Annotated in this window: 31 protein-coding genes; all 31 read right to left on the bottom strand. The window is 65.1% G+C overall.

Annotated features, from left to right (window positions below; all coding sequences use genetic code 11):
* Positions 1–2: 2 nt before the first annotated feature.
* The 31 genes from CH275_RS16045 to CH275_RS15895 all read right to left on the bottom strand — a co-directional run bounded on the left by CH275_RS16045 (position 3) and on the right by CH275_RS15895 (position 25,646).
* On the bottom strand, positions 3–635 hold the full coding sequence (locus CH275_RS16045; RefSeq protein ID WP_094679347.1) for a holin: 633 nt from the start codon (positions 633–635) through the stop codon (positions 3–5).
* Positions 636–665: 30 nt separating this feature from the next.
* Positions 666–788, bottom strand: a complete 123-nt coding sequence (locus CH275_RS30015) for a hypothetical protein (protein ID WP_256991057.1) — start codon at positions 786–788, stop codon at positions 666–668.
* Complete coding sequence (locus CH275_RS29785; RefSeq protein ID WP_094679346.1) at positions 785–1,528, bottom strand: peptidoglycan-binding domain-containing protein; 744 nt, start codon at positions 1,526–1,528, stop codon at positions 785–787. The genes CH275_RS30015 and CH275_RS29785 overlap by 4 nt, the downstream gene beginning before the upstream one ends.
* Complete coding sequence (locus CH275_RS16035; protein ID WP_094679345.1) at positions 1,525–1,860, bottom strand: hypothetical protein; 336 nt, start codon at positions 1,858–1,860, stop codon at positions 1,525–1,527. The genes CH275_RS29785 and CH275_RS16035 overlap by 4 nt, the downstream gene beginning before the upstream one ends.
* Positions 1,857–2,144, bottom strand: coding sequence for a hypothetical protein (locus CH275_RS16030; RefSeq protein ID WP_143546785.1), 288 nt, complete (start codon positions 2,142–2,144; stop codon positions 1,857–1,859). The genes CH275_RS16035 and CH275_RS16030 overlap by 4 nt, the downstream gene beginning before the upstream one ends.
* Positions 2,145–2,158: 14 nt before the next feature.
* Positions 2,159–3,226: a glycine-rich domain-containing protein gene (locus CH275_RS16025; protein WP_094679343.1), complete on the bottom strand. Its 1,068-nt coding sequence runs from the start codon at positions 3,224–3,226 to the stop codon at positions 2,159–2,161.
* Positions 3,226–3,693, bottom strand: coding sequence for a phage gene 29 protein family protein (locus CH275_RS16020; protein WP_094679342.1), 468 nt, complete (start codon positions 3,691–3,693; stop codon positions 3,226–3,228). Before CH275_RS16020 ends, CH275_RS16025 begins: the two co-directional genes overlap by 1 nt.
* Entirely contained in the window at positions 3,694–5,385 is a 1,692-nt protein-coding gene (locus CH275_RS16015; RefSeq protein ID WP_094679341.1) for a Gp37-like protein, read from the bottom strand.
* 1 nt (position 5,386) lies between these two features.
* Entirely contained in the window at positions 5,387–6,376 is a 990-nt protein-coding gene (locus CH275_RS16010; protein ID WP_143546784.1) for a hypothetical protein, read from the bottom strand.
* Positions 6,361–11,307 carry a tape measure protein gene (locus CH275_RS16005; protein ID WP_094679339.1) on the bottom strand — a complete coding sequence of 1,649 codons (4,947 nt, stop codon included), beginning with the start codon at positions 11,305–11,307 and terminating at the stop codon, positions 6,361–6,363. Before CH275_RS16005 ends, CH275_RS16010 begins: the two co-directional genes overlap by 16 nt.
* A gap of 28 nt (positions 11,308–11,335) precedes the next feature.
* Positions 11,336–11,668 (bottom strand): hypothetical protein, encoded by a 333-nt coding sequence (locus tag CH275_RS16000; protein ID WP_094679338.1) that lies wholly within the window; start codon positions 11,666–11,668, stop codon positions 11,336–11,338.
* A 137-nt stretch (positions 11,669–11,805) separates the two neighbouring features.
* On the bottom strand, positions 11,806–12,222 hold the full coding sequence (locus CH275_RS15995; RefSeq protein ID WP_094679337.1) for a hypothetical protein: 417 nt from the start codon (positions 12,220–12,222) through the stop codon (positions 11,806–11,808).
* Between the two features lie 129 nt (positions 12,223–12,351).
* Positions 12,352–13,239, bottom strand: a complete 888-nt coding sequence (locus CH275_RS15990) for a hypothetical protein (protein WP_094679336.1) — start codon at positions 13,237–13,239, stop codon at positions 12,352–12,354.
* Between the two features lie 69 nt (positions 13,240–13,308).
* Positions 13,309–13,719: a hypothetical protein gene (locus CH275_RS15985; protein WP_094679335.1), complete on the bottom strand. Its 411-nt coding sequence runs from the start codon at positions 13,717–13,719 to the stop codon at positions 13,309–13,311.
* Positions 13,716–13,967, bottom strand: coding sequence for a hypothetical protein (locus CH275_RS15980; RefSeq protein WP_094651761.1), 252 nt, complete (start codon positions 13,965–13,967; stop codon positions 13,716–13,718). Before CH275_RS15980 ends, CH275_RS15985 begins: the two co-directional genes overlap by 4 nt.
* The gene (locus tag CH275_RS15975) at positions 13,951–14,214 is read right to left on the bottom strand and encodes a hypothetical protein (protein ID WP_094679334.1); all 264 of its coding nucleotides are present in this window, start codon (positions 14,212–14,214) and stop codon (positions 13,951–13,953) included. The genes CH275_RS15980 and CH275_RS15975 overlap by 17 nt, the downstream gene beginning before the upstream one ends.
* A gap of 3 nt (positions 14,215–14,217) precedes the next feature.
* Positions 14,218–14,565: a hypothetical protein gene (locus CH275_RS15970; RefSeq protein WP_094651759.1), complete on the bottom strand. Its 348-nt coding sequence runs from the start codon at positions 14,563–14,565 to the stop codon at positions 14,218–14,220.
* On the bottom strand, positions 14,565–15,047 hold the full coding sequence (locus tag CH275_RS15965) for a hypothetical protein (RefSeq protein WP_094679333.1): 483 nt from the start codon (positions 15,045–15,047) through the stop codon (positions 14,565–14,567). The genes CH275_RS15970 and CH275_RS15965 overlap by 1 nt, the downstream gene beginning before the upstream one ends.
* Positions 15,048–15,061: 14 nt before the next feature.
* Positions 15,062–15,568, bottom strand: a complete 507-nt coding sequence (locus tag CH275_RS15960; RefSeq protein WP_094679332.1) for a hypothetical protein — start codon at positions 15,566–15,568, stop codon at positions 15,062–15,064.
* 10 nt (positions 15,569–15,578) lie between these two features.
* A complete protein-coding gene (locus tag CH275_RS15955) occupies positions 15,579–16,517 on the bottom strand; it encodes a phage major capsid protein (RefSeq protein WP_094679331.1) in 939 nt (312 codons plus the stop codon).
* 23 nt (positions 16,518–16,540) lie between these two features.
* The gene (locus CH275_RS15950; protein ID WP_094679330.1) at positions 16,541–17,185 is read right to left on the bottom strand and encodes a hypothetical protein; all 645 of its coding nucleotides are present in this window, start codon (positions 17,183–17,185) and stop codon (positions 16,541–16,543) included.
* 153 nt (positions 17,186–17,338) lie between these two features.
* A complete protein-coding gene (locus tag CH275_RS15945) occupies positions 17,339–17,653 on the bottom strand; it encodes a hypothetical protein (RefSeq protein WP_094679329.1) in 315 nt (104 codons plus the stop codon).
* Positions 17,646–19,082, bottom strand: a complete 1,437-nt coding sequence (locus CH275_RS15940; RefSeq protein WP_094679328.1) for a VG15 protein — start codon at positions 19,080–19,082, stop codon at positions 17,646–17,648. The genes CH275_RS15945 and CH275_RS15940 overlap by 8 nt, the downstream gene beginning before the upstream one ends.
* Positions 19,082–20,527 (bottom strand): phage portal protein, encoded by a 1,446-nt coding sequence (locus CH275_RS15935; protein WP_094679327.1) that lies wholly within the window; start codon positions 20,525–20,527, stop codon positions 19,082–19,084. Before CH275_RS15935 ends, CH275_RS15940 begins: the two co-directional genes overlap by 1 nt.
* Positions 20,524–22,218 (bottom strand): terminase, encoded by a 1,695-nt coding sequence (locus CH275_RS15930; protein ID WP_256991056.1) that lies wholly within the window; start codon positions 22,216–22,218, stop codon positions 20,524–20,526. The genes CH275_RS15935 and CH275_RS15930 overlap by 4 nt, the downstream gene beginning before the upstream one ends.
* Positions 22,219–22,282: 64 nt before the next feature.
* Positions 22,283–22,756, bottom strand: a complete 474-nt coding sequence (locus CH275_RS15925; protein WP_094679326.1) for a phage terminase small subunit — start codon at positions 22,754–22,756, stop codon at positions 22,283–22,285.
* Positions 22,756–22,944, bottom strand: coding sequence for a hypothetical protein (locus CH275_RS15920; protein ID WP_094679325.1), 189 nt, complete (start codon positions 22,942–22,944; stop codon positions 22,756–22,758). The genes CH275_RS15925 and CH275_RS15920 overlap by 1 nt, the downstream gene beginning before the upstream one ends.
* The gene (locus tag CH275_RS15915) at positions 22,941–23,138 is read right to left on the bottom strand and encodes a hypothetical protein (RefSeq protein ID WP_094679324.1); all 198 of its coding nucleotides are present in this window, start codon (positions 23,136–23,138) and stop codon (positions 22,941–22,943) included. Before CH275_RS15915 ends, CH275_RS15920 begins: the two co-directional genes overlap by 4 nt.
* The gene (locus tag CH275_RS15910; protein WP_143546783.1) at positions 23,125–23,349 is read right to left on the bottom strand and encodes a hypothetical protein; all 225 of its coding nucleotides are present in this window, start codon (positions 23,347–23,349) and stop codon (positions 23,125–23,127) included. The genes CH275_RS15915 and CH275_RS15910 overlap by 14 nt, the downstream gene beginning before the upstream one ends.
* Positions 23,350–23,640: 291 nt before the next feature.
* Positions 23,641–23,961, bottom strand: a complete 321-nt coding sequence (locus tag CH275_RS15905; RefSeq protein WP_094679322.1) for a hypothetical protein — start codon at positions 23,959–23,961, stop codon at positions 23,641–23,643.
* A gap of 722 nt (positions 23,962–24,683) precedes the next feature.
* The gene (locus CH275_RS15895) at positions 24,684–25,646 is read right to left on the bottom strand and encodes a hypothetical protein (RefSeq protein WP_094679321.1); all 963 of its coding nucleotides are present in this window, start codon (positions 25,644–25,646) and stop codon (positions 24,684–24,686) included.
* Positions 25,647–25,797: the final 151 nt, after the last annotated feature.

Here is a 25,797-nt window from a genome sequence, read left to right as displayed (position 1 = left end):
CATCAGCTGGACTCGGTGTTGCGTCCCTGCGCCACGTCACCATCACGGTCGTCGACGACCGGACTCTGCTCGTCGGTGTAGCGCACGTACGGCTGGCGCTGGTCGTTCGAGTCGAAGAACGACTCGTTGCTGGCGATGTCGGAGTACTCGTCCTCGTCGAGATCCACGATCGTCGACCCGACCGGTGCGAGCGACGGCAGGCCCTTCGCCGAGCCGAGATTCATGCTGGCTACCGAGGTGAGTATCGAGACCAGGACAGCGGTCCCGGCGAGGGTCAATGCCTTGTCCCACTGCACATCACCGAACCCGCCCGCAACCGGGATCGCTGCGACGAGCGTGCCCGTGAACGTGCGCGCGGCACGGTCGGCGAGATCGATCAGGAAGTTGCCGGAGCTGAGCAGCGTCGCCGTCGACAGGGCCAGCAGTACCGACGCGAGAGTCGCGAGGCCTGCCGACGACAACGCGGCCGGCCACGACACCGACAGGATCGTCGCTCCCGCGCCGAGGAAGATGAGCACGTTCTGCACGAACGTCTTCGATGCTCGGTCGGCGAGGTCGAGCCAGAATGCCTTGGTGTCGACCGAGACGTTCGCGAGGTCTACCTCGACGCTGACTGTGGAATCGGATGCAGCCATGATTCTTACCCTTCTGTTTGTGCCTGCGGTTCAGGACTTTTCGGTGAGTGTCTGCTCGTCGGTCTGAATGTCGACCGCGAGCACGTACGCGACGAACGCCGCGCCCGCAGCAACGATCACTGCGGCCGCGAGGAACGGGACTCGGTAGTTCACAGCCCCAACGCATTCCACGTCGCAGGTCCGACGATGCCGTCGACGACCAGTCGGGCGCGCGCCTGGAACTCACGGACCACACTGTCCGTGGCCGGGCCGAAGTCGCCATCGACGACGAGCTTCGAGTACCGCGGGTAATCCCGGTTCAGGCGGGCCTGGAGATCGCGGACAGCCTGTCCGGTCGCGCCGATCCGGATCGTGGGACGCCCGCTCGGAGCGGCCGGGGGCGGCGGCACGTAGACCGGACCGGCCGTGCCGAGCTTGCCGTCACGGATCTTCTGCGCGAACGCCGCCAGCTTCGGCGAGGCTCCGTTGCCGGATGCTGTGCCCGAGTTGAGTTGCCAGTGCATCGGATCGCGGCGACCCCAGTCCTGGCCCCAAAACATATTGCCCTCGGCCAGGCGCAGCCCCTCACGGCACTTCGCGATCTGCGCCGGAGTGAAGTTCTTCGACGCGTCGACCGTCCACGGGTGCCACGGCGCATTGAGGTCGACGCCGACACCGGCCAAGTGATTCGAGGATGCGACGTCGTTGATCGCAGACCAGCCCCACACCTGCGACTTGATCGGCTCGACGTTGGCGTTGTACCAGTCCATCCACCACCCCAGAACCGTCGCCGCGTCGCCGGACCTGACGAGAACCGGCTTGCCCGCGTAGAACAAGGTGATGCACTCGTTGCTGTCGCAGTTACGCCACCCGTTCTCGGAATGCGTTCTGCCGTATATAGTTCGGAAAGTCATCGCTGCTCCTGTCGTCGTCTGCGGTTGAGAAATCGTCCGGTGATTGCGGCCGCGCGGACGATGGTCGAATCGGGCTCGGGGTTGAGCGAGAACATGAAGTTGAGCAGTTTCACCGCGCCGTCGAGACCATGGAGTTTGATCAAGTTCTCGGCGTTGCCCGTGCGGATCAGGTAGACCGGCCAGGAATCGCGCGCGCGGATCTCGATCAGCTGCTCGTCGCTTACGTCCTGCACGATGCGAGTGGCTCCGGTCTCGTCCATCACCCACATCGCGTCATCGGGGGCACCGGCAGCGAGCAGCTCGACGAGTTGTTCGCGAGTGACCTTTCTCATGTCGGGTCCACCACCTCGTATCCGATGTCCCACAGCGCTTCTGCGTGAGTTCGATCCGGTGCCCGGTGCAAAACCCACATGCTCGGCTGCGTCGGGGCCTGGCGAATCGCGCCAGTCTCGTCGGCCGCGAGCACGATGGCCTCGTCCGGACAGTTCGGGAGAGTGGCGACGGTGACCGCGACGTGAGTGACCTCTCCGGAGCCGTAGGGCTCGGACAGCGCGTAGACGTGACTGGTCGGCTGGAGCGTGGACAGGTTCTCGATTGTCATTGTTGCGGTTGGCATTGGGACTTCTTTCGCTACTTGTATGAGGTGATCCAGCAGGCACCCGGTGCGCCATTGCCGCCGTTGCCCGCGAATCCGAAGATGTTGTAGGAACCGCCACCACCACCGGGAGCTCCCGGATTGCCGCCGTTGCCGCCACGGCCACCGTTTCCGGTACCCGAGTTGCGCGCACCGCCACCACCGCCTGTGCCCGGATACGGCTTGGTCGGTGGTGACGGAGAGTTGCCATTGCCGCCAGCCGCGCCGCCCGTACCGGCTCCGGCAGCACCGCCGTTGGCGAACGCATGACCTGTGCCCGCGGTGGGTGCGTACGGAACGGTGAACCCGCCCGCTGAAACGGTGTAGCCGCCAGCTCCACCGCGAATGTCGAGCGTCTTCGACCCGAAGCCGTGAGCAGTGGACAAAGCGCCGCCCGCAGCGAGGAATGCTCCGAAGGTGCTGTTGCCGCCGCCGGTGCCCATCGTGTTGTCTGCCGTGGCACCGACGCCACCATTGCCCAGGACGACGGCAACCGTGGCAGGTAGATCGTCGTCGAAGAACTCGGCGTCGTTCCACCCGCCCGAGTAGCCGCCGAGGCCACCGCCGTTACCGCCGAATTGCACTCCGTTAGAGCGGCCCCCGCCGCCGCCACCGCCGATGATCTCGACGACGTGGCGAGAGAACCCGGTGGGTTTGGTCCAGGTTCCGTCCATGCCGAAGTAGGCGCGCTGCGCGGACGCGCCGCCACCGACGTCGACCTGGTCGATTCGGTTGTCGAGGCGAGGGACCTCCACGTTGACGACATTGTCGAGCTTGTTTCGTTGGCCGAGCAGTCCACCGATGAAGTCGCCGATGCCGCCGCCGATGATGCCGAACACGCCTTGGACGAGCACCCCGAGCAGTCCGCCGATGCCGTTGCCGAATCCGCCGAACAGGTTGTTGGTCATGTTGTTTCGGGCGTCGCCGTACGCAGCGTCCAGTGGGGCGCGCTGTGCCGCAGTGATCTTCGCCTGCGTCTCGTTCTGGACGTTGCTGACGCCACTCGCCCCGACTGTCCCGACGTACGCGACGTCGGGACGGGGCCTATCCGGAGCGATACCCATCAATCACCCCCAAGGCTCGATGCGACCGCGTGATCGCCCGCATCGGCCGCAGTCGGGGCCTCCGGAGCACGGATGACCCCACGGGCCTGCAACTTCTGCGCGAAGGCCATCAGCTGTGCACCGGACGCCTGATCGAGGTCGTCATCGGTCAACAGCTCCTCCTGCTCGGCAGCCGCCGCAGCCAGGACCTCCGGGGAGTCCTCGTAATCGATCGGGACCCATTTGATCTCGCCGACGCCCATCCACGACACGCCCTCTTGCTCGGGTGCGCCGACGATGATCGCCTTTTTGGTCTGCAGCTCGGGGTGGTGCCGGAAACCGGCGTCGTGGAGCTGCCGAGACAGGCCTCGGAGAGATTCCTCCGGGGCGATCATCGGCACGCCCGGTGTCTCTTCGATCCCCACCACGGCCCACAGTGCGGCCTCCTCCGGCTTGTTCGGATCGCAGTACGCCTGTGTCGGAATCATCTAGATCACTCCCAACTGTTGTCCTGCCACGAGTGCCGATCGCAGCAACCGAATGTTCTTCTCGCCGGGGGCCTCGTTGACCCGCGGATCGCCTGTGATTGCCGACCAGCCGCGGCTGTCGCGGTCGTAGTCGTAATCGATCTGGCTGGCCTGCTCGACGAACACGACGCCCTTGCGGGGGAAGTCCTTGTTCGTCACACCGATGCGGGACCCGAGCCACCAATGCCCCTGGCCCTGATCGCCGATCCGATACGGCCGGCCATCTCCGAGTGTCGCGGCGTGCGTGGTGCGCGGCCGCGTCTTGTGGAATGTGTCCCGCAGATCCATCAGCGACGAGAGGGTGTAGGCCCGTTTCGCCGAATCCGACCGTCCCTCTTGGTAATGCGACCATCCGTAGCGCAATGCACGCACCGGACTTTTGATGGTCCACCAGGCCCCGACGGTGTCGGTATATATCGGTTTCAGGAATGTGTCCGCGATGACTCCGGCCGTGGGCAGTCCGATCAACTGCCCAAGGTAGTTGCCGCCCAACACGATTCCGTTGCTCATCAGCTCGTTGACTCCGGGGGCGCTGTGGCCACCCGCAACGACTTGAACAACGGTGCCGGGGGTGAACGACCAGTCGAACGCATCGATCCCCGATATCTGCCCGTCGCGATAGACGACGTAGGGCTGACGGGGGTACGTGCCGATCCACTTGCCGACGATGTTCTGGTACGGGTCGATCGACCCGGTGACCGTGGTGACGATCTCGTCGACCAGGTTGTCGGCGAGCTGCACGACAGTCCGGACGAGTCCGTCCCAGATCGTGCCACCGGTCGAGGTTTCGTCCCAGTAGCCGGAGACGTCGACGACGTCGAACACGATCGCGCCGGGGCGAATGTTCGCGCCGGGCCACGGCGGTGGGTCACCGGCAAGGTATCGCCGAGTGGTGACCATCAGCTGCGCGTCGGCGAGAGTGCCCTCGGCCATGTCGTGCCAGTACTCGAACCGCGATGACAGCACCGTCCACGGCGACGAGTCCGATAGCAGACTGTGTGGATTGACGACCATGTTCCAGTTCGACATGTTGAACGCCTGGCCCCACTGCGCGAGGTCCATCGGGTCGTCGGGCAGGGAGAACCAATTGCCCTCCAGGCGCATGATATTGAGGAACAGCGCCAGTTTGAGCATGTAGCGGGACGGGCCCGCGAGAACGAACGCTCTCTTCTGAATGATGCTTGGCAGGTATGGTGAGCACCAGACGAGCAGGTTCTTCAGCTCTTCGTAGTCGTCGAGAAAATTGAGCTCGACGTACCGCTTGCCGTCTTTGCCGACAGTGATGCGGGTCGATGCGTCACCTGCGCAGCGTCCACCCCACCGTGCACCGTCCTTGTCGAACGTCAGGTGGACGTTCTGCTTCGTGCGGCCCCAGGGGTCGATCGCCCAGTTGGTGAGGTAATGACCCACGGGGAGAAGCAGTCTCGCCGACCCGGTGTTGTTCATTCGCCACTGGAAGTGGCCCTCGTACTCGTTGGTGACGCGGCCGCGATAGACCATGTCGCCGTCCCACAGCCGCACGAGTGGGCGCTTGCGCCGTCGCCGAGCGATCCGATCCTGCTCCCGGTCCGCGTCGTCGGCGATCCGCTGCATCCGTTCGAGCAGATCGGGGTCCATCAACAGCGGGTTCGTGGGATCGGCGGCTACCGGCATATCAGACCCACCCTCCGAGCATCGACGACCAGTTGCGTCGCATCGTGACCATGACCGAGACACCGAGGGCCGTCGCCGTGATCGGCACGTCGACGGGCTCGTTGGTGTCTTCGGGTATCGGGAAGTCGAATTCCACTCCGTTAGAACGTCCGACGAACATCGGGTTGAGGTTCGACCGCCACGTTTCGTGATCCGGATACGTGTCGATCACCAGGTTCTCGCCGGGAGCGAGGGAGGGAACCCAGATCGCGCGGTTGCGGAATTCGTAGTCGTCCTCCTCCGGGTCCGTCTCCCACGACAGATCCGGAATCTGAACGCGGACCGTCGATCCGGACGCCGGGTTGTCGATCGTCCATTTCAGGAAGCTCGGCCAGTCCGTCGGGTTCGACAGCCGCACCGTCTCGCGGTAGACCACCGAATACGATGTGGTGCCGCCATTTCCGTTCGGCAACACGATCGGCGTCGTGAGATTGACTCGGTTCTCGGCCGAGGCCTTGAACAGGTCGTACACATCGTCCTCGACCCAGAACGGCCACGTCGGCCGTGCCTGGATGACCACGAAGCCCCAACCGTTGAAGTTCGGATCGAATTCCGGCTCGTACGAGAGGTTTTCGATCAACTGAAGTTTCAACTTGCGGATACCCTCGCCGGTCGTGGCGACGAGCGTTCCCTGCTTGCTCGTCGACCACGCCCGCCGAAACCGCGAATAGACCTGCTGGACGGTCATCTCGGTGGTCGCCGCGAAGTCGACTCGGAGGACGGCGGTCATCATGTCGACCTTGTCGCCGTCGAACGTGGCCGACTGTTGAAATGCGCCCTGCGACCAGATCGTCGACCGCGGCGTCTCCCAGATGCCCTTCGGGCTGAGACCGAGTGACACCGGGGAGATCCCCGGCATCACGCCTTCTCCGGACAGTGGCCACACCGAGCCGTCGTGGCCGTGCCACTCCAGTTTGATCAGATCCTGCGCCGTCATCAGAGGGTCCCCCATGCCGCAGCCGAAGCCACCATTTCCGCCACCTTCCACCTCCGAATTGCGTCGTCCTGATCAGCTGCGTAGATGTTGAAAATCGGCGACGGACGCTCAGGGGCCGACTGCTGCTGCCCGACCCGGAAGTCAGTGCCCGAGTTCATCGCTCGGAGAATGGCCGGGTTGTCCGCCGCATTCGCCGATCGTGAATTGACCACGTACTCCTTCGCTTCGAGCAGAGCCGGAACTTGATCGCGGCCACTCGGACCGGTGACGTCACCACCGAAGTGGTAGGCGCGCACACCCTTCGTCGACCGCAGACCTGCCACCAGATTCGACAGCGGCAACTGCGGATCGTTCGGCAGCGACGGATCACGGTTCGCCGCGAACGCCTCGTTGGTGAGCGCCCACAGGTTCGCCGGATCACCGCCCGACCGAGCCCCGATCTGCTCGACCGTGCGCGCCGTCGTGGACAACGCCGACCCCGCACGCCGCAGCGCCTCGTCGACCACCGGCACCCACTGCTCGGGTCCCTTCGACGGGTCGTAGACAACCGGGGAGTCCGCCAGCATCTGCTGCCGCGTCGGCGACCCCGCAGTCGACGCACCGATCGACGACGACAGCTCCGAGGGCATACCGACCGCATCGCGATTGGCCAAGGCCTTACCGAGCATCTGAGCGGCTTTCACCGCAGACGGCAGCTCGTTCGGAATCCCCAGAACCCCGAGGGCCTCCTCGACCTGACCGGAGATGAAGTCCCGAGCGAACGAACCCGCGAGATCCGACCACGACGACGGGGTGTCACCCGACTCCGTATTCGTCCCCGCGAGCGCGAGAGCCTTACGGGCCTTGTCCAGTTCGGCGTCGGCCTTGAGCTTGTCGACGTCGGTGGAGTCCGGATCGTCGTAGACCTCGTTGCGGCGAGTGTTCGCCGAATCGAGGGCCACCTGAGCGTCGATCCGCTCGTTCTCCGCATCGGAGAACGACCGCGACAGCTCCGGAGCCTGCGGAGCAGGACCCTCGGCCACCCACGTCGACACCTCGTCCTTCTTGGCCTGGAGATCGGTGACCTTCTGCTGCGCGATCTCGACTTTCTTGTTCGCCATGTCGAGATCGGCCTCGGACTTCTTACCCTCGGCGAACTCGGCCTCGACTTTCGCCCGCGCCTCCTCGGCGCGAGTGATCGCAATCGCCGCCTCTTCGAGCTGCAACTGCTGCTTGTCGGTCCACTCCGGACGCTTCCGCGAGCCACTGCTGCTACGCGAGAGCGACCCCGACGACGGACCGGCACCACCGGGTATCGGCAGGTACGCGAAGTCGGTGTTCTCGGCCGCGTCCGCACCGTCGACACCGCCGACCATGCCGCCGCCGTACGAGCCGCCCATCTCGACGTTCGTCCCACCGGGCAGCGTGCCGAGCGCGTGACCGCCGCCCGGACCGCCGTTGCGCCAGCCCATCCGGAGATCGTTCGGACCGCCACGGCCCGAAGAGAACCCGAGCGATGCCAGGGCGGTGTCCATCGTCGCCGTCGCGAAGCGAGCGGCGAACGCTGGTAAGCCGACAGCGAACCGGGCGATCGCCGACATCGCCGACGAGCAGTCACCCCACTTGATGCCACCGAAGACGTACTTCGCACCCGTCAGCGGCTCGCTCTCGCTGCCGTTGACGAAATCGAGCAGCTCCTGCTGGGTCTTCACACCGACCCTGCCACCGTCCTCGTAGCCCGGAAGCTTCGGGAAAGTGCCGGCATTGATCTGAGCCAGCTCGCGGTCGTACTTGTCCGACGAGCGTTCGTTGACGACCCACTCGCCAGCATCGACCCGAGCCACCGGCACACCGGCACTGGAGACCGCCAGGAACCCATCGGTCCTGTCGGTGCCCGGCCCTGTGGTCGGCAACCGACCACCCGACGCACGCCCACCCGGCAACGGAATCCCGCCCGCAGTCGGAATGTTCGGCTGCGGTGCATTGATGATCGGCGTTGTTCGAGTGAGGTTGTCGAGCGCACCTTGAATGACACCGATCCGAGTGAGGATCTGGTCATCGCCGATCATCTTGATCGTGGTGGTCTTGTCCATCGGGATCAGGCCGTACGCGTCCGCCAGAGCGATTGCGCGTTCTTCGGTCCAACCCGCCTCGACGCGCTGACGGATGAACTCGTCGCGGACCTTCATGCCCGCCAGCTCGACAGCGATCGCCGCATCCTCGGCCGAGAGTTTCTGCTCGGTCGCCGACTGCGCAGCCTGCGCACCGGCCTGATCGAACGCACCCTGGACCGACTTCATCGCGTCGAACAGACGCGAACCGGCCGCAGTGGTGGTGTCGATCTTGCCGGACGTCTCGTCCACTGCCGCAGCACCTTCGGCCGAGGCCTCGGTGAATCCGCGCAGCGCATCGTTGACCCGCTTCTGGGTTTCCTCGGCTGTCATCTGGTCGCCGCGGAACCGACCCATCGCGCCCGTCAGTGCGTCGACGCCACCGGCCGCTCCGACCGAGCTCGTCGCGATGTCAGCGAACGCATCCTTGACCTGGCTGGCCGAGGATTGCGACTCGACGAGTTCTCGCCGCATGGCCGAGTACTTCTCCACCAGGCCGTTGCTCGACCCACCGGCCGATCGCAACTTCTGGTCGAGATCACGCCACGCCGCGCCACTGCCGGTGACACCGGCCGCGAGATCGCGGTTGCTGAGCCCGAGCTTGTCGAGCGCAGACTTCGCCCGCTCGGCCTGTTTCGCAGAGTCGCCGACCTCCATGAGGTCGCCGATCTGGTTGCCCTGGCCGAAGCTGAACGACTCCTGGAAGAACGCGACCGTCTTGTCCCACTTGCCCGGTAGGCGATCCGCCGCCGCGTCGAGTTCCTCGTCGATCTTCTCGATCTGAGCGGTGACGACGGACTTGACGCCCTTGTCCGCGACACCGCCGGACTCGCCGAATGCGTCGTCGAGTCCCTCGCGGAACGTGACCATCGACTTCGAGAAGTTGCTCGCCGCAGAGCGGGTGGCGTCGAGGCCCTGCGACATCTTGTCCGACGACGACTTGAATGCCATGACGCCGCCGATAGCCACGGCGAGGCCAATCATGAACCCGCCGCCGCTACCCATGAAGGATGAGACCTTGCCCGCGCCTGTGCGCAGTGCTGAGAGCCCACCGGTGGCCACACCCTGAGCGCGCGCACCAAGCGTGGCAACACTGGCAACCGAGGACCGGGCAGCACCAGCCAGCCCCGTCGACGAGGCTGCGGCTGTGCGCTGCGCGGCCGCGAAGGCACCCAGGGCAGTCGTCTCGCCTCGTAGAGCCGCTGTGCGTACGCCGGAGGCCAAGGCCTGCGATCTCGTAGCCACAGCGGATTGCAGGCGAGCAGCGATGGATGCTCGCTCGACAGGTACAGACCCACCGTTCGCGGTGATATCGGCGCGGAGTGCGGCCGTATGGCTGATCAACGCTCTCGTCAGCGCCATCTGCGCCGCGATCTGTGCGGGCATCATGATCGCGTTGGCGATACGAGCGGCCTGGTAGCCGGTCTCGATGACCTGAGCCGCTGCCATGGACACTGCGACACCGCCGAGGGCGACCCCGAGCAGATCGGCGTTGTCGGCCGCGAAGCCCATCGCGGACCCGAGCACGTTGACACCGGCTGCGACCACGGTGGCCGTGTCGCCGCCCAGACCGATCAGAGATCCACCGAGGGACGCCGCCGACGACGTTAGCTTGTCGACCATGCCGCCGACGCGATCGGAGACACTGCCGACGTCGTCGATCGACGTCGACGCCGATTGGCCGGCTGATTGGATCGCCTCGAACGTCGATGCAACCTGCTCGCCTGCCGAGCCCGAGAAGAACCGTGACAATGCGTCGTAGGCCGAGATCGCGCCCTCGCGGATGTCGAACAAGACGTCGACGGCCTTCGAGTCCTCCTCGAGCCCGAACGTCATCTTCGAGCCCGCGAAGTCACCCTTGGCCAGGATCGACCACACGCCCTGCACGCCGTCGGTGACCATCCGGAGCCGGGCACCGAGCCGCTCCATCTTCGTTCCCGTACCGTCGATCGACTCACCGGAAGAGACGAAGGCAGTGCCCATCTGAGACAGGCCCTCGGCCGTAGCCTTCGCCCCGGCCTCCACCTGTGGCGCAACCTTGTCGGCGAACGAGGTGACCTGCTTCAGGCCGTCCTTGATCATCGGCAGGAACGGCTCGATCGCGCTCGCGCCTGCGCGGCCGAGAGCGGCCTTGGTGTTCTCGTACGAACCACGCAGCGTCTTACCGGATTCGAGCGCAGCACCGCCGATGTTCTCTTCGATGACCTTTTTGAAGGTCTCCGAGTCGACCTCTCCGGCCTTGACCATCTTCGACAGGGCATCGGCCGACACGCCGTACTCGTCCTGGAGCCACTGGAAGATCGGAATTCCACGGTCGGACAACTGATTCAGGTTGTCGGTGAAGGCCGTTCCCGAGGTCTGGACCTTGTTGAAGACCGACCCCATCTCTTCGAGAGAGGTACCGGCGATGGTGGCCGCGTCACCGGTCAGCGAGAGATACTTCTGCAGTTCTTCGCCGGGCTTGATACCGGCAGCCACAGCGGACGCTGCGATGGTCGCCGCGTCACCGAGGCCGTAGGCGGTGCCCTTGACCGAGGCCAGTGCCGAATCCATGATCGTGGCCACCGACTGCGCGTCGTGGCCGAGACCGGAGAGCTTGCCCTTGGCATCGTCGATCGCGACCAGACGGCCCATACCCTGAGTCAGGGCGGTACCGATGACCGCGCCCGCCACCGAACCGGCAGCCAGCGCACCGACTTTCAGCGACGCACCGAGGCCGCGTGCGAGCTTCGATCCCATGCCCTGACCAGACTTCTCTGCGCCCGCCTGCGCGGAGTTCAGAGCCGACGAGATCGAGGGGCCGAGCTTGGACGTCTCGCCCACGATGCTGATGTATCCAACGCCCAGCTCGGTCAATGGGATTCGCCCCCTTCAGTAGGACTCGCTATTGCGCTGCTGCCATCCGGCGGTTGATCTCGGCGCGGATCGCGGCCGCTTTCGGGTTGCCCTTGCGGCTGCTCTTGGCCTCGGTGATCGGCACCACGCCATCCGCGTGCTGCTGCTCTCGTCGCGCGATCTCGGCACGAATGTCGTTGCCGGTCGGCTTTTTCGGTGCATCCGGATCGGCCTTACCGGCCATCAAGACACGCCGATGCCAGCCACGGGCTCCGAGCGGCGTGTGATTCTCGGGGGAACCGATCTCACGCCAGTGCAGCATTTCGAGCCAATCCTCGATCGACGTCAGCCGCTCGATGACCGGATCGTCGAACTTCGCCATCGGCTCGTCGAGCAGCCCGTAAGCCGTGACGCCGATGGGGTTCTGCAGAAATGCGTCGAGGTCGGCCCACGAAAGTGTGCGGCCGACCTCGTCGAGTGACCTGCCCGCGCGGAGCAGATCGGAGCGGATCGCCCCCGCTACGCCTTCTCGTCGGAGGAGGGCTCGGAGGCTTCGGATTTTTCCAGGTCAGCCGGAAGGGACGCCTTCTCCCACTGATCCCACAGCTCGTTGAGCGGGGTGATCGGCCACGACGCCGTCTCCTCCGCCAGCTCCGGGTTGAGTCGCTTGAACAGCTCCTGCATCACCTCGGTCTGGCGCGGGTACTGAATCCTCTTATCCATCTCCGGCAGCGGCTCGCGATTCTTGTTGCGCTCGTCGCGGACCCTCTGCACCTCGAAAATGCGGTCGGTGATGACCCTGTCGACTTCCTCGTGGATCTCCGGAGCGACGTACCCGAGGAATGGGATCTCGAACACGACAGGCTTTTTGACGCCCTCGCGAAAAACCTCCACCGGAAACATCGGAATCTTGTTGGGTGTGTACTGAAATGCCATGGTGCACCAGGCCTCTCGATCGATTGTGAACAGCGAAAAATTGGGGGCACCGAGCCCGTACTAGGTCCCACCCGACAGGGGCAGGCCCGGTGCAAGGGATGACTGATCACCCCTGCCGGGTGAGTCGTGCTACTTGCTCGACGTCGAGGTGGACTTCGCCGTCGCCGTCTTCGGAGCAGTAGCGGTCGTGGTCGTCGGCGCGGGAGCGCTCGACGTCGAATTCGGCTCGGCCACAGCGGGATCGACCGACGCGGCCTGAGCACTGCCGGTCGTATCCGTGGTCGCCGCCTTCGCCGTGTCGGGGGCCTCGTCGGAGTCCGACGTGGTCGCGGAGTCGGGCGCGTCGAGAGCAACCGGCTCGCCGCTCTCGTCGACCGAGGCAGCGCGCAGCTGCATGCCCTGCACCAGGTTTCCGCCCGCGACCGCGACGATCGAGCCGTCGTGCCGCAGCTCGACGACATGCGCGCCCTTGAAATCCGGGTTCGTCGAGGCGTAGGTGGTGAGCGTGACCTGGTGCGTGGTGACGTTCGAGTGCACGTCGACGACCTCGGCCGTGGTGGTGACCTGACCGTGTTCGATCAGGTACCGCTTGGTCTTGACACCGTCGATCACCGTGGCGATCCAGTGGCGAATCGGGAGCTGCTCCGAGGTGTGGTAGATCGTCTTGTGCTGGCCGTTGGCCGTGGCCGTCTCGACCTCGACGTTGGCCTCTCCGAACACGCTGTTGAGAACGGCGATGTTGTCGTCCTCGAGGAACGCGAACGTCAGCGTCTCGTCGTACTCGGTCTGCGGCTCGCGGAACGTCGCGCCACCGAACATGCGGACCTTCTGAGTCGATCGAGCCTTGTTGAGCGAGAGACCGCTGTCGCTGAGTGCGCCGTGGTCGTTGGCCTTGAATATCGGGTCGAGTGCGGTGAGTGCGGTCTCGGGGAATTCTGCTTCTCCGAGCGCTGCGGAGTGAACGACACCGCCGTCGATGGGAGGTGTTGCTACGAAGGAATTGCGAACGTTGACCATAATCAGGTCCCTTTCAGGCGTCGTTGCACCGGGCCACGTGAAAGAGGAAAGAGGATCGAGCAGGTCGAGTCAGTCGACCTTGATGTCCAGCTCCGCGGTGAACTGCCACCGGGCTTGATCGTGCCGGGACTGGTCGGGGTCCGGCCACGAGTACGCGGCCGTGCACTTCGCGTACCGGATGAAGGCACCGGCAGCCCATTGACCGGGCAGCGACCGCCAGAGCGCGCCAATGTAGGTCGAGAAACGTTCGGCCGCAGGTTCATCGGCGGCCCAGCACTCCACGATGTAGTTGGCGTGATCGGTCGCGCCGTGGTGCGGCACACCGCCACCTGGAATGCGGGTGATTCGCACCATCAGCGGCCGACGCTTGTCCGGGATCTCACCCGCTACCCACGCGTTGGCGTATTCGGTCGGCAACCTTTCCGTCACCGCCGTGATCGCCACCGCCTGAGCGGGGTGAGGCACCACCAGGGCGCTCACACCGACGTCGCATTCAGAGCGACGATCAGACTGTTGTCCCGAGCATTGCGAGCGCGTGCACTGTGCGTCGCCGGATACACGATGGCTCGCCACCGCCGCGTGCCCTGCCGAGAGTTCCAGTCGAATCCCGAACCGGCTCGCCGCGCCGCGCTCGCGGCCGCGCCGTCGATCATGTCGCGGACCCCCGGCGAGGACAGGATCTCGCCGTACGCGCCGGGGTGAGGTACGAACTCACCGCCCCTCGGCATCGTGAGCCACCTCCTCGACCGCATCGACGAACATCGCCGCAATCCAGAACTCGCGATTGAACGCCGCGATGGTCTCCGCGCGGCCAGGCGGGCCGTCGGTCAGCACCAGCAGTACCGCTGACTTGTCGTCGACGGTGAAGTTGCGGGTGTCGTACCGACTTTCGCCCTGCGCGTGCATCACCAGCAGTTGCTTGCGCGGCCCCTGTGGCGGGAAGAGCTGATCTTCGATCGACTGCTGCTGCGACATCGGTTATCCCTCCACATCTTTCAGGTGCGCCTCGAAACCGGGCTCACGGCCGTTGTGCGGGTTCTTCCACCGCTCCACCTGGTCGGAGACGATGAACGATCCGTACCCCGGCACGTCGACCTTCCAGCGCCGCTCGATCCGAGCATCGAACGGACCCCATAGATGGCCGTAGTCGATGACCTTGTCGCGGAACTGCTCGAGCGACTCCTCGGACTGCGGCAGTGGAGCGAACGCGCAGTCCTCGATGTCCTCGCCCACGGGGTACCCGACGATCTCGCCGCCGTGGGCGTTGCGCCCGGTGACGACTGGCTCGTACGCCACGACCGTGATCGGGTGTCGGAACCGGCCCATCAGTCCTGCTCTCCTGGTGCCCACTGGCCGGGGCCATTGACCCATGCCCCGGCCAGCGGGTGCAGCGGGACGTCGTGCGGGAGCGTGCTGGCGGTACCGGCACGCGACCCCGACGACGAGGACAGTAGATCCCGTTCGGAGGCAGTGACTTCGAGCCCGGTGAACGTCTCCGTCGCCAATGTGCTGCTGTCGGTGTACGGACCGGTGGTGGAGTTGACCTGACGGATGTTGTCCGGGTTTTTCATCGCCCGAGTCACCATCCGCCGTTCGGCGATCATCACCATTTTCGCGAGCTTGCCGCTCACGTCGACGGCGAGGCGATCCTCCAGGTCGGCCAACTCCCGATCGGAGAACAGCAGATCCTGCGCCTCGGTGAGCCAGAACTGCACCAGCTCTATCGACGTGGGCTTGTCCGAGCCGATCCACCGATCGAGCACGTAGACCGGAGTGGCGTACGTCGGATTCGAGTCGTCGTCAGCCACAGTCAGCCTCCGCTCTAGTCGTCCGAGGCAGCCTTGCTGCCACGCCGCCCGCCCGTGCGCTTCGCCGGAGCAGGCTTCGGTTCCGGTTCCGTCACAGCAGGTTCCACGTCGACAGCGGCCGTCTCGCTGTCATCGGCGGGAGCGTCCGGAGCCGTCTCGGTGGCCACGTCGTCGGCCCACGGGGCGGGATCGCCGGTCGGCTCCGGATCGGGGTCCAGCTTCACCCCGAGTGGTGCCTGTTCGGCCTCGACTACACCGCCGTCGAGATCCCCGCGCTCGGCAGTGTCGTTGACGACCGGCGCTGCCGGAGGTGCGCCGTGCAGATCCTCACGGGTGAGCACGTCGGTGTAGCGCGCCTCCGGGGCGGCACCGGGTGGCGTCACGATAGGTGGTTCGTCGTCGACATCCCAGTCCTCCGGATCGGCCTCGATCAGCACGTATCCGAGCAACTCCAGCGAGCGCCTGCCCGCCTTCTGGGTGACGGTGACCTCGTTGCCGTCGGGATCGATGTAGAGAGCCATCTCGTGCCTCCTAGACAGGTACGAGGACGCCCGCGGGGTAGCGGGTGGCGTCGACCTTGTTGAGTCGGGTCATCGGGTTCTGTACCTGGAAACCGACGCGCATGACCACACGGAGCGCCTTGGTGTCCTGCTGCATCAGGTTGAGCACGACCTTGCCGTCGGCGTCGGAGATGACGCCTTCCTTGAACAGGTCGTACGTGATGTCCTGGCGCACACCGACAACGAACTTGCTCCAGTCCGCGCCGAGCAGCGTCGCGACCGCGGGGTCCCACGATCCGTTGGTGACCTCGTTGAGTCCGTACCCGTACAGGGTGGAGGGCTGACCGAGTGCCATGGACGGTCCGTAGATCGGGTTTCCCTGCTCGTTGCGCAGTCCGACCAGTCGCCAGTTCAGGCCCGGCTCGGCAGCGAAGCCGTTGATACCGAATCCGTCGAGAGCGACCTTGCGGCCGAGTTCGGCGACATCGACACCGAGGTCGGCACCGAAGCCTTCCGCGACGACGTTGCCCGCGGCGATCGCGCCGGGGATGATTGCAGTCGGCCATGTGTCGGGCTTGCTGATGCCCATCATCGCGGCCCGGTCGATCGCCAGGCCGATGGCCTCGGCGAGCAACGGCTTGACCTGGTCCCAGATCGGGATGTCGGCGTCGTCGATCAGGGCGTCGGGGATGGGAACGATCGCGGCCAGTTCCTCGGCCGTGATGAACGCGTCCTTCCATCCCATCTTCGTGGTCTGCTTCAGACCGGTGTCGCCGTTGACCCAGTAGGCGTCGGGCAGGCTCGCCAGCACCGGCTGCTTGGCCTTTTTCTTCGACAGCGGAATACGCCGTGCTCGGCCGAGGATGACCGACGACTGCGCGGCCGTCTGGATGATCTCGGGGATGACCTGATCGGGCATGTGCGCTTCGGCGATATCAGCGCGCCCCTGGATGTTGGCGAAACCCGCCATGAGAGTTGTCCTTTCGCTTACGGCTATGCGCGCAGTGCGTCGCCGAGCCAGTCAGTGGAGTTGGTCTTGCCGGAGCCGGAGTTACCGGCGTTCTCGTTGTTCACGAGGGGACTACCTGCCACCGGGCCTCGGAACGCGAGCAGTGCATCCGCGTGCGCTTCGAGTTCTTCCTTGGTGGAGCCGGAGAGCAGCTGTGCAGGAATGCCTTTGGCCGTGGCGACGTCCGACCGGATCTGTGCCGACCTCAACGTCTCGTTCTCGCGTCGGAGTTCCTCGATCTCCTGTGCGGTTCGCTGTTCGGCCGGCAACTTTTCCTTCTCGGCCTGTCGCCACTTCTCGGCATCGGCCTTCTGCTGGTCGTAGTCGGCGAACGGTTTCTTCGCCCGCTCGATTCGCTCCTGGATGATCTTGTCCAGGTCGGCCTGAGTGGCAGGTGGCGTGTACTCGGTCGTCTTGCCGCCTTCACCGCCGCCGCCCGCACCGCCAGCAGCACCCGCGGCCTCTCCGCTCTTGCCGCCCTCACCACCTTCACCGCCGCCAGCGCCGCCAGCAGCGCCGCCTTCGTCGGCCCCGAACTGCTGCTGTCGTGGTTGCTGCGACCACTGCGGCGCAATCCCGCGGACGAGTCGAGCGCGAGGTGTCGAGCCTGCAAGAGTGTTGATCCCCATCGTGATTCCTTCTTTCCGTGAGCCCGTCGGCAAAGTCCGGCCATTGATCGCTGGCCGTGGGCGAGATGCCGGTCTGTTGTCGCCGACCGTGAGCGAACCCAGCCGCGGAGTAGCCACCGGCTGGGGAGAATGGGACGCTGAATCGATCAGCGCCTACTGCAGAGTGCTGAGATCTCCGCTGGTTACCGTGACGTCGCGGTCTGCGACGATCGAGTCGAAAGCCGCTGTGGCAGTGATGCCGTCACGGGCGAGTGTGTGGAGCAGCTTTCGGAGGGCATTCGCGGCCACCAGATCCGCTCCGTCGATCCGCGACAGCTGCAATGCGGAGGCATCGTCGGTCCACAGCACTCCGAGCCCCGGAATGAGCGCCCACCGGCCCCGGCCGACCCGCTGTCCGCCGTAGTAGCGGTAGGCGAGCGGGTCGACCGGTACGGCACCGAAGTTCGACGGATCGCTGAGACTACCCACGAGTGACTCCGTTCTGCCGCAGAATTCGACCGACGAGCACACGCTTGCCGTCCTCGACGAACGCGTCGTCGAACTCGTACTCGATACCACGGCCGAGGATGAGTTCATTCTCTTCGGGCCCGAACACCGCGAGCGACTTGTCACCGCGCTCGTGCGCCGAGACGTACAGGCCCTGCGTCCCGGCAGGAACGTCGAGTCGCAGCTCGACCTCGTTGCGTTCGAGATAGGTGAGCTTGGACTGCAACGCCGTCGAGACGAATGCATCGTCACGAAACGGGACACCGAGCACCGTCGACAGGTCCGAGTCCTTGTTCAGCCCAAACACGTCCGCACCGACCGCGCGCGAGACCGTGATCTTCTCCGGCACACGCGGCGCGGCGTCGATCACTCGATCGAGAGCGTCGATCGATTCGCGTTGATTGGGCGACAGGTATGCGAAGTCGCCCTCACGCAGGGCACCGTTGATCGCACCGTACGAGTTACCGGTGTAGATCCGAACCATCTGAGCGTCAACCGGTTCGACGTTGTCAGCGAAGTCGAACCACACGCGCTTGCCGAGCGCCCGACCTTCATCCTCGGTCAGAGTCCGCGCTGCGACGATCGACGGTTCAGGCTTCGGGATCACCGAATCGCTGAACAGCTCAGCATCATTCCGGCGCATCCGATGCAGCACCGTGTCGCGAGGATCGCTCGCCGTCGGCGCTACCCGGATACCTTCACCGGCCGACGCCGCGTCCGCAGCGTCGTCGTACGCGTCGATGAATTGCTGCTCGAGCTTCGTCGGAGTCCAGGTGCCGTAGACGATCTCGGCACCGCAGCCGCAGTCGTCGTGGTACTTGCGCATCCCGAGCGCGGTCTCTTCCGAGAAGTAGACCGGGCCGCGGGTGACGAGCATCGCGCAGAACGCGCACGGCTTACCGTCCGAGACTCGCCGCCAGCCACCAGCGCGCTTGTCGCGCCGCGCGGACTCTGCGAGAGTGCGCCGACCGCCACCGAGCACATGACGCCGAACAGCGCCCGCGAGCCGCGGGAACGCCCTGTCCGACACCAACGCCGCCGAGCGAACGCCCATCCGGTCGACGTCGGGACCCGAGTACTGCACGAGCTTGCCCGGACCCATCGCATCCATCGACCGAGCAACACGCTCGGCGTCGAACTCATCGACACCCGCGACCGGCCCCACCGAGGTTCCAAGCTCGGCGCTGCGATACTCCGACAGATACGCCGCAGCGAGGCCGGCCGATTTCTCGTCGTAGTACTTCATCAGCGTCATCTGCAACGCCGACCACTCGGCCTTGGTGCCCGGCACGTCACTCGGGTCGAGAGTCGAGAACAGCAATCGCGATGCAGCGACCGCCTCACCGGAGAGCTGTACCTGCGCGATCCGGTGAGCGTCCGTCAGAGCCGCGCCTAGCCGCGTCTCGGCCATCAGGCCGTGAGCGCCGTCTGCGCGCCGCCAGAGGGCAATGTGGGCTGCGTTTGCCGTGTCAGAGCGTCAGCGAGCCGCTGAGCGTCCGAAGGCTGTGCATTACCCCAAGCCTCGACGAGACGATCGATGGTGATCTGGTCGTATCCGAGCAACTCGTACGTGATCGCATCATGCGGAGGCAGAATGCCCTCGCGCACCTGCTCGACGACAGCCTGACTGCGAGCGGCCAGTGTCGGTGTCGCCGGGTTTGTCCAGCGGGACCGCATACCGAGCAGATCGTCCGGCACCTGCGATAGACCCTCGGCGACCATGAGCGCTTGTCGGATTGTCCGACGGTGCCCGAAGTCGAACACTTTGCACGCACGCTCTGCGATACCGATCATGTCGCCCTTGGCCTCCTGGATCGCCTCGGCCGACGCCGGGTTGTCCTGCACGATGCCCAGGGAATTGAGGGGAAGGGACGTCTCGGCCGCAAACATCGTTGCGATCGAACGCAACTGCGCGATGTGCGGCTCCTGCGACTGCTGCGGGAATTGCCCGACCCTGGACTGCGGGGCGGTCGGATTCGTCTGCCCCGAGTCGTCGACCTCGGTGGCGAAGACGCTGCCCAGAATCGACTGCCACCCGCCGCCCTCGACGATGCGGTCGTACTGCTGCCGAGTGAGGTCGAGGAAGTAGCGCTGCGGAGACGAGAAGAACTCGCCCGACACCTCGGCGCGCAGCATCGTGCGCGCCGCCATGTCCGTCAGGTCCATCACCGTTTGAGTGATGCGCGACGAACCGAACTCACGATCGAGGTACGGATCGTGCACCAGGGGGGTCACGAGCGCCTCGTTGATCGGGTGACCGACCCTGGTGACCTTCCAACCCGAGTTCATGCGAGTTAGCGTGATCACTACACGCGGCAGGTACATATTCATTACCGCAGGCTGGCCGGTGTCCGACCAATCGACGATCGACAGCCCCGCGATCGCCCTGCGACTTCGCTTGTCCCACAGCGCCGTCGCGGTCTGCGCCGACCGGTACGAGATCATCCCGGCAGGTTCGCCGCGGCTCGGGTCGCCCGCGGTCACGAACGCGAATGCGGGACCGAGCTGCAGCGCAGACACGTGCGCCTGCGGGATCTCCACTTCCAGAGCATTGTCGTCGACAATGCGGCGAATGCGGTCGTCTCCCTTCGGTTTACCGGGTACGACGAACTCTTCCCAGTTGACTCGGAGCGCAGCACCGGTGACGGCCTTCTCTGGCCATCCCAGGATCGGGGCGAGCTTGCGTAGCTGCGGAGGAACGCTGAACCCAAACTTGCGGAGCCGCTTCTCACGTCCGAAGTACTCGATACGACGCCTGTTCGTTGCCTGCCGCGCGTCCAGCTGAGTCAGCATTCGCATGAGATAGGCGTGTTCCTGCCCGGACAGGTCCGGAGCGGTGATCTGGCTGACGGTCACAACACACCACCTCGTCCTGTTCCCGAACCCGAACCAACCTTGTTCGAGTTCAATGCGATTCGGCGACCCATTCGAGCGCCGATCATGGTGACCGCGTAGTCGATCCGTTTGGTCGACGAGCGCGAGATCTTGCCGACCGACACACCCCAGCGATTCGGCCGGCGTCGAGCATTGATCGCGTGCCGCATCGCGATCGGGTCACCGTCGAAGGTGAACGTGCCGTCCTCGTCGATGTCCTGCGCGGTCTGCATTGCCGCCTCGGTGAACAGCTGGTTGCGCTCCTTCGCGCCCTTCTGGGACAGCCTCATGTCGAACAGCACCGAGTGGCCTCCTGCCCCTGGAGTTGCCCACAGGGGCAACCGATGTCGGAAGTCGCGGTGAATGTCGTCGATCATCGGCATCCAGTAACTGGTTTCCTTCTCGTCGTCCATCGCCGGGGACGGGTCGATCCCGAACCACGCGACGTTGAGCTTGAGCAGGTTCTCCCGGCAGGTGGCCTCGACCTCCTCGCGAGGGGCGAGCCAGCCCTCCGGGTTCTCGCCGTGCTTCGGTGACCACTCACCGAGCGAGAAGACGTGACCGTCGGACAGCCTGCATCCGCTGATGCACGTCGCGTCACCGGATTTCGAGCAGTCCAGGAACAACGCCACCCGATCGCGGGGCTCGATAATCCACGTCGGCCGCGCCAGCTCTTTCAGCTTCACCGGATCGACCCACGCGTCCTCGGCGGTGGCGAGACCGTTGAAGTAGTAGCGGATCGACTCGGAGACCGGCGTGCGCGTGTCCTGCGCTTCGTCCCGGAGCCGTTCGAGGTCCGACCACGGGGCGTCGGAGTACGCCGCGCGCAGTCCGCGCATGACGTGCTCGTCGTCCCACATGTTCAGTCCCGGTGGAGCTTCCCGCGAGTCGTAGAGAATGTCTCGCTTGCGGGTCTTGCCGGACACCTGCGTCTGCCAGGCGTCGTACGAGCCCTCCGCGACGCTGTCTGCGCCCTGAGCGTGCGCGTTGGTCAGCTCCAGCAGTCGAGCGCCGATGTCCTTCGGCGACTTACCGACGTTGCGCCGCGCCACGTTGGCGATCTTGTGGCCACCGTTGGAGGCGAGCATGTGGTGAGACTCGTTGAGGAACAACGCCGTCGGCGGATCACCCTCGGACGACTTCTCCGAGGCCTTGAGCAGCTCGATCTTGCTGCCGTTGCTCATCGCCGTCCGGGTGATGCCCGGATCGAGCCCGTACGCCAGCCGCATCCGCGGTGTGATCATCGCGTTCGCGACCGCCAGCACCTTCGCTGCCTGATCCTGCGAGTTCGCGCCGATCTGCACCAACGCCCAGTGCCGCCGCTTCGCCTTGACGACCGATCCGTCGATGTCGGCGACCTCAACCGGCCCACACAGCTCGCAGAGCGCCAGCGCGGCCGCGAACGGGTCTTTACCCGTACCCTTCGCGCCGCGTTTGACCCCTGAGCGGTACAGATTCCGAGCGTCGTCGTCGATCGAGTACCAGAGGTGCATGAACCGCCGCTGGCCCACTGTGAAGCGCCACGGTCCGCCCGTGAGCGGATGCTGCAACCACCGCTCGGCCCACCGCACCAGATGCGGACCGACCGAGAGGGGCAGCAGCTCCAGCCGCGACGGGTGAGCGAACGGCAGAGCATGATCTCCGGGCCACGGAAGCGTCAGCCACGCGCCCATATCGCGTTCTGTAGGGCCGAGGTAGTACCCCGGAGGGATCTCGGCCTGTTCGAGCGCTAGAGCCTCATTCGTAAGCAGCCCGGTAGTCACTGATATCAACGACCTCCGTGCCTGGCTCGTCACCGCCCGTGTCGCCCTCGCCCGGATCGAGGCCGAGACGAATCAGCTCCACCCGAGCACGACGACGCGAGGTCTCCGTGGTCATGAGATCGCCCATCATCGACCAGATGCGGCCGATGGACGCCGCCCGCAATGGGGTCGGGTCATCCTTGTCGTCGGCAGCCCGCAGCACCTTCGACGCGTAGTGCGCCAGGAACCGCGCCGCCTGCCAATCCGACGGCTCGTAGAACACCGACTGGCCCGACTCCTTCAGAGACCGATACCAGCCCTTGATCACCGGATGCCACGCCCGATCCTCGGCCGGAGGCTTGACGTTGATCGCGGCCGGGGCCATCTTCGTCGAGACGCCGTTCTCGTCAGTGACGTTGCGGCGCACCCGATTGTCCGAGCGCTTCGGTACAGGACCACGTTCGCCCATCAGCGGCCTCGCAGTCGCGAACGGCGATCACGCAATCGCTTGATTGGGCGCGCCCGGCACTCCCACATGTCGCGGATCATGTGCGGATCACCGACGACCACGCTGACTACGACGAGTGCCGCGATCGAGAAGCCGACACCCGCGCCGAATCCGACGAGTATTTCTGCCCACACACTCACCAGCGTCACCCCCTGACGATGTAGCAATCCCCTGAATGCGTCGTCCGGTACTTCGGGAACGACGCGCCAGCATCTTTCAGCCAGAGCATGTCCTGATCGATCGCCAGCACCGTCCACACGACGCGCTTACGCATCGGCTCGGTCGTGTCGACCACCAGATCACCGCGACCGATCATCCCCGGATAGCGCTCAGGTGCTCGCATTTGCGGACGCATTCTGGAGCTTGTCAGCCTGGCCGATCTCGTGCACGTACTGCAACCACGCAGCTTTCGCTATCCGGTCGCGTTCGCTGAATCGCAAATGGTCGCCCTGGTGGTACTGACCGAGCACGCCGGAGATTGCGTTCCACAGCTCCGAGTACAGCCGGTGGCCCGGCTCGTGGGGCCGTGGTGCCGCCAAGTCGTCATTCGACACGATCGGTTTTTGCATTGGGCAGTTCCTCCGAGTTCTGAAAGGTGGTCACGCCCCAGCCGGACCGTCAATCTGCGCAGATTGAATGACGTTGCAGCAGAACGGCGTTCATTGGAGGGCGGCTCATTTGCCGTCAGACAAGCGCTTCTGCGAACCACCGAAAATGCCTCGGTTTCGCTGGAAACCCGTCTCGATTGAGATGGTGGATCGAGTTCGAAAATACCCTCTGACCTGGTAAAAAATTCTGAAACCCGTACATACAGGCGGTCACTATGCCCCTAGGTCTCCGAGACGTCAGGGGGAGGGGGTCCCGCCCCCCACGGCCGGCGCGAAGTGCGAGACCAGGCGGCTCGCCCTGATCCGGATCGATCCGTCGGGCTGGGGGTCCAGGCCGAGAGCGGGGTTCAGAACGACGCCACCTTCCGCCGCGAACTTCACTGTCACGGTGCGCAGCTTGGACGGATCGTCCGTCACCGGATCGATGACGACCTCACCGTCGAGGATGATGCCCGGTACCGCAGTGCCGCCAATGGCAATGCCGCCCTCGGTGATCACGATCGGGGCGTCGAGCTGCTGATTGGCATCGAGTGCGAAGTATCCAACCTCTTCGGGCATGGACGTGGTTCCTCTCACGAGTAGGTCTGCCGATCGGCAGGTGCAGTGGTTGGCAGTAGGCCAATGTGGGGTCGAGCCGGTCGCTGTCGTCGGTGCTTGTGCCGAGCCGCGGCCGCTTCGCCCTTGGTCTTGTCCTCGTGGTGTGGATCGCACAACCACTGGAGGTTCGAGAGCCTGTGGTCATCGTTAGGGATGACGTGGTCGCAGTCGGTACCGGCTGCGGTGCAACGGGTGCCGTCAGGAAGGCGGGCCTCGCACCGCCCGCCTGCTCGGTGTCGAGTAGCTGACACTCGCTGCTTCCAGTCCTTCGGCAGGCGAGCGCGTCGAGTGGAGGTTGCCCAGCGGTCGGTCACTGCTGTACCTCCGCGTGGTGTTGTCCGGAGGGTGCGGTGTCTGCGCAATGACCCGCGGGTCGCACACCCCCGGAAACACCTCGAACCGCCAGCCTTTGGGCATGACGGTTCGACGGGGATGACAGTAGCCTGTGGATAACCGCAACGCAACTGGTCACGGTGTGTGTGCGTGTTGGAGGTGGGGTGGGTCGACATACTCGGGGCAGTCGCACCAGCCGGAAGCCCCTCCGGTCCAGCATGATCGGGTGCCGTCCGCCTGCTCGACGTGCACGTAACTGATGTGACGACACCCCTCGCACGGCACCAGCCAGTGAGGGGTGTCCTTCGTCAGCCGAGCCAGCGTCACACTGTTCAGTGTGGGACGGCTGCTCATGACGACATCAACGCTTCCTTGGAGCGCTTGCGGAATCGCTGCTGCGCCAGACGTTGGTAGTCCGCCTCGGACTCACAGACCACTGCGGTGCGAACGCCATGTCGGTACGCGCGGTGGGCAGCTCGCAGACCTGGCGACGCCCAGTCCTCGGCGGCCTCGGCAACCAGCTCGCCGAGATCGACCAGTTGCGAAGCCAGCCACTCCCACTCTCGTTTGCCCCACGCGGGCTTGCCATCCCACCGATGTCCGCAAGCAGAGTCCGGTGGTGCGCAGTCGAGGCCGAAGCACACGATCAGCGGCTCAGCCGTTTCGTCGTCCGGGTCTGGGTGGAGAACTCGCATAGTCTTCTCGCCCACAACGCCTTCGGCGACGAGACCACCGCACCACGGGCAGACACCATTCATGGCCTGCCCGTCACGGACGTCACCGAGCAGACGACTGAGCTGCTCGACGATGGGCTCGAACCTGCGACCGACCCACGGAACCAGATGCGGGTCGGCTTCATTGGCCGAACCGAGCCACGTCCGAATCGTCATCAACCACGGACGAGGATCAGCCGACGGCGATCGCGTCGTCAGAAACTGCCGGCCAAAGTACTCGGCCGCGAACCTATAGGCGTCGACGTCGGTCCACGCCCACGGTTCCCCCCGTTCGAGTGCATCATGCAGAGCTGACGCACCGGGGCCGAGCGAGACGACCGACAGCGCCACGTCGTGTGTGACCGTGGCGATTCGAGCCGTGAGATCGAGGACACCGACGTCTGCCGGGGCCTGACGCGGAACACCCTTCTTGCCCATGCGGTCGAGGTCGGACTCCGAGAGAACTTGCTTGCGTGGTGCCTCTACCCACGAACGGTTCGATCCGGGGATCTTTAGTCGCACCAATGCTGGCCAGCCCTCGGCGAGGTAGAGCAGATCAGCTTCAACGGACGAACGGGTGTGCTCTGCCATCCGGGTCATGAGTGATCTCCTGAGATGTGCTGTGTAGACGGAGTGCGGTGAGAAGGCTTGCGGGATATTCGTTTTCGACGACCACGGGAAGATCTGGGAGCGGGGGAGAGATTCGTAGGTTGGGTATCTGAAAGAGCGGGGCTCCCGTCCCGCCCCGTCC

The sequence above is a fragment of the Rhodococcus sp. 06-235-1A genome (genome assembly GCF_002258785.1).
Classification (GTDB): Bacteria; Actinomycetota; Actinomycetes; order Mycobacteriales; family Mycobacteriaceae; genus Rhodococcoides.
This window is presented reverse-complemented; position numbering and strand designations above follow the sequence as displayed.

Bases quoted from the DNA above. Each gene is read 5' to 3' on its own strand.
- CH275_RS16045 (WP_094679347.1), bottom strand. From the start codon at position 635: ATGGCTGCATCCGATTCCACAGTCAGCGTCGAGGTAGACCTCGCGAAC.
- CH275_RS29785 (WP_094679346.1), bottom strand. From the start codon at position 1,528: ATGACTTTCCGAACTATATACGGCAGAACGCATTCCGAGAACGGGTGG.
- CH275_RS16035 (WP_094679345.1), bottom strand. From the start codon at position 1,860: ATGAGAAAGGTCACTCGCGAACAACTCGTCGAGCTGCTCGCTGCCGGT.
- CH275_RS16030 (WP_143546785.1), bottom strand. From the start codon at position 2,144: ATGCCAACCGCAACAATGACAATCGAGAACCTGTCCACGCTCCAGCCG.
- CH275_RS16025 (WP_094679343.1), bottom strand. From the start codon at position 3,226: ATGGGTATCGCTCCGGATAGGCCCCGTCCCGACGTCGCGTACGTCGGG.
- CH275_RS16020 (WP_094679342.1), bottom strand. From the start codon at position 3,693: ATGATTCCGACACAGGCGTACTGCGATCCGAACAAGCCGGAGGAGGCC.
- CH275_RS16015 (WP_094679341.1), bottom strand. From the start codon at position 5,385: ATGCCGGTAGCCGCCGATCCCACGAACCCGCTGTTGATGGACCCCGAT.
- CH275_RS16010 (WP_143546784.1), bottom strand. From the start codon at position 6,376: ATGGGGGACCCTCTGATGACGGCGCAGGATCTGATCAAACTGGAGTGG.
- CH275_RS16000 (WP_094679338.1), bottom strand. From the start codon at position 11,668: ATGGCGAAGTTCGACGATCCGGTCATCGAGCGGCTGACGTCGATCGAG.
- CH275_RS15995 (WP_094679337.1), bottom strand. From the start codon at position 12,222: ATGGCATTTCAGTACACACCCAACAAGATTCCGATGTTTCCGGTGGAG.
- CH275_RS15990 (WP_094679336.1), bottom strand. From the start codon at position 13,239: ATGGTCAACGTTCGCAATTCCTTCGTAGCAACACCTCCCATCGACGGC.
- CH275_RS15980 (WP_094651761.1), bottom strand. From the start codon at position 13,967: ATGCCGAGGGGCGGTGAGTTCGTACCTCACCCCGGCGCGTACGGCGAG.
- CH275_RS15975 (WP_094679334.1), bottom strand. From the start codon at position 14,214: ATGTCGCAGCAGCAGTCGATCGAAGATCAGCTCTTCCCGCCACAGGGG.
- CH275_RS15970 (WP_094651759.1), bottom strand. From the start codon at position 14,565: ATGGGCCGGTTCCGACACCCGATCACGGTCGTGGCGTACGAGCCAGTC.
- CH275_RS15960 (WP_094679332.1), bottom strand. From the start codon at position 15,568: ATGGCTCTCTACATCGATCCCGACGGCAACGAGGTCACCGTCACCCAG.
- CH275_RS15955 (WP_094679331.1), bottom strand. From the start codon at position 16,517: ATGGCGGGTTTCGCCAACATCCAGGGGCGCGCTGATATCGCCGAAGCG.
- CH275_RS15950 (WP_094679330.1), bottom strand. From the start codon at position 17,185: ATGGGGATCAACACTCTTGCAGGCTCGACACCTCGCGCTCGACTCGTC.
- CH275_RS15940 (WP_094679328.1), bottom strand. From the start codon at position 19,082: ATGGCCGAGACGCGGCTAGGCGCGGCTCTGACGGACGCTCACCGGATC.
- CH275_RS15930 (WP_256991056.1), bottom strand. From the start codon at position 22,218: ATGGGCGCGTGGCTGACGCTTCCGTGGCCCGGAGATCATGCTCTGCCG.
- CH275_RS15925 (WP_094679326.1), bottom strand. From the start codon at position 22,756: ATGGGCGAACGTGGTCCTGTACCGAAGCGCTCGGACAATCGGGTGCGC.
- CH275_RS15915 (WP_094679324.1), bottom strand. From the start codon at position 23,138: ATGCGAGCACCTGAGCGCTATCCGGGGATGATCGGTCGCGGTGATCTG.
- CH275_RS15905 (WP_094679322.1), bottom strand. From the start codon at position 23,961: ATGCCCGAAGAGGTTGGATACTTCGCACTCGATGCCAATCAGCAGCTC.
- CH275_RS15895 (WP_094679321.1), bottom strand. From the start codon at position 25,646: ATGACCCGGATGGCAGAGCACACCCGTTCGTCCGTTGAAGCTGATCTG.